The sequence below is a fragment of the Calditrichota bacterium genome (assembly GCA_014359355.1).
GTDB lineage: Bacteria > Zhuqueibacterota > Zhuqueibacteria > JANLFK01 > Oleimicrobiaceae > Oleimicrobium.
Genome location: JACIZP010000394.1, coordinates 1 through 1,897, shown reverse-complemented (window position 1 = coordinate 1,897; position 1,897 = coordinate 1). Strand labels below are relative to the sequence as shown.

Sequence of the window (1,897 nt, the reverse complement as noted above, 5' to 3'; positions counted from 1 at the left end):
ACTATGCCGAGATGATGACAAAGCTGATGCGCGAAGTGCCGGAGCTGGGGTTCCTCGCCGTGTGGACGAACGATAGCGGGGCCGGCTTTGAGCACACCAAGTCGCTGTACGTCGGCCGGAATGGCGGCGCGTACCTGATTCGAGAGTGGAAGGACGACGAGGAGATTGCCAAGGTGGCAGGAGAGAACGCACTCCGCTTCCTCAGGTTGCTGCGCGACGCCGCCCGGGAGGTTAACCCTGACTTTCGAGTGATGACGCGCCTGGAGTCGTTCTATGGCGAACACGACACCGTGTGGGCTGGTCTGGGTGACGGTCTCGACGTGGAGGCGGCAACCCTCATCGCCCGGGGGTGGGACGTACCTTATGCGCACCCGCAGTACCCAGAGAACAAGGCCATCAATGCCGGAAGCGTGTACCAGCTTGACTTTGACGCCCGCGAAAAGAAACTCATGGTGGAGTTGGCGGAGAAAGGGGCGTGGGCCCACTTCTACTTCACGGCAGGGCCACACATCATGTTTGACCCTCTCCTGGGTGTGCCGTATCCGAAACTGACGTATCGGAAGCTGCGTGCCATGCACGCCGGCGGCGTCCAGTACCTTGCGCATTCCGGCGGCACATACCCGCCCGAACTCGTTCCCTACAACGTGAATCACGAGATTGCCTGGCGGTATCTCTTTGACCCGAGTCTGGACCTTGAGAAAGAACTGGAAGCTCTTGCCCGCAAATGGGCAGGGGAGCGCTTTTTCAGGGAATTGCTTGCTGCTTGGAACCTCGCCGAGGAGGCGATCCTGGCTTTCCCCATCGTCACGCCGCTCTACGCTACCTTTGGCTTCACCTGGTACCGTCTGTGGGTGCGACCCCTGGTGCCGAACCTTGACGCGATACCGGACAGTGAGAAGGCATTTTACCAGGACTTTATGTGCTCGACGCCGCACAACCCGAACAACGTGGATTTGAGCCGCGATGTGCTTTTCTACTTGACGACTCCTGAAAAGAGCGAAGTCGACGTTGAGAGGATCGACAGGTACCTCTGGGACCCGTTGGACAGCGCCATCGAGAAACTGGAGGCAATTCGCGAAGCAGCTACAGCCGAACTGGGGCAGAGAAATGTGATCCTGGACCAGCTCGTGCGGCTTAGGGCTCTCCGCTGCTGGTTCATGACGCAACGGAACGTGGCGGCATGGATTGCAGGGGTGCATGGCTACATGAAGGCCACCACGGCGGCCAAGAAGAAGCATTACCGGGACCTGGTGCGTGACCTGATGGAGAAAGAAATTGAGAATACTCAGCGCCTGAAGGAGCTTTGGGCAACCCCGGTGGCGTTCATGTCCCTGACGGACAAAGGGGAGACGCCCCTCATGTACGGCGATAATCTTGGCGAACTCCTTGACCGCCGCATTGAGCTCATGCGCAAGCACATGGACGACGAACCCTTCATCGAAGAGGGGTACATGGAGCGCAGGGCCGCCGAATGGATGCAGTAGAGGCGAGAAGGTGGGACGTAGGCTCATGACGCACGTCGAGCGCTTTCGGCGAGTGATGTCCTTCGCGCCCGTGGACCGGCTCCCGATGATCGAGTGGGCCATGTGGTGGGACAAGACCCTGCAGCGGTGGTACGAAGAGGGCCTGCCGCGCCAGCTCACCGACTTTACCGAAATCAACGTGTACCTGGGGCACGATCCGTACCGGCAAATCTGGGTGACGCCCCTGGCCCCGGATTGCCCGAAGCCGGCGTATCACGGTGCTCCCCTGGTTCGCAGCAGGCAGAAGTACCTAGACTTCAAGCGTTTTCTCTATCCCTCACCGGCCTTCGATGCGGGGATGGTGCGCTCGTGGGTGGAACCTCATGCCCGTGGTGAGCTTGTGGTCTGGTTGACTTTGGACGGTTTCTTTTGGG

General features: G+C 59.8%; 2 protein-coding genes. Both read left to right on the top strand.

Annotated features, from left to right (window positions below):
• Positions 1-14: 14 nt before the first annotated feature.
• Entirely contained in the window at positions 15-1,484 is a 1,470-nt protein-coding gene (locus tag H5U38_16295) for a hypothetical protein (GenBank protein MBC7188586.1), read from the top strand.
• Positions 1,485-1,494: 10 nt separating this feature from the next.
• Positions 1,495-1,897, top strand: a 403-nt coding sequence (locus tag H5U38_16290; GenBank protein MBC7188585.1) for a hypothetical protein, incomplete at its 3' end; no start/stop codon positions are given.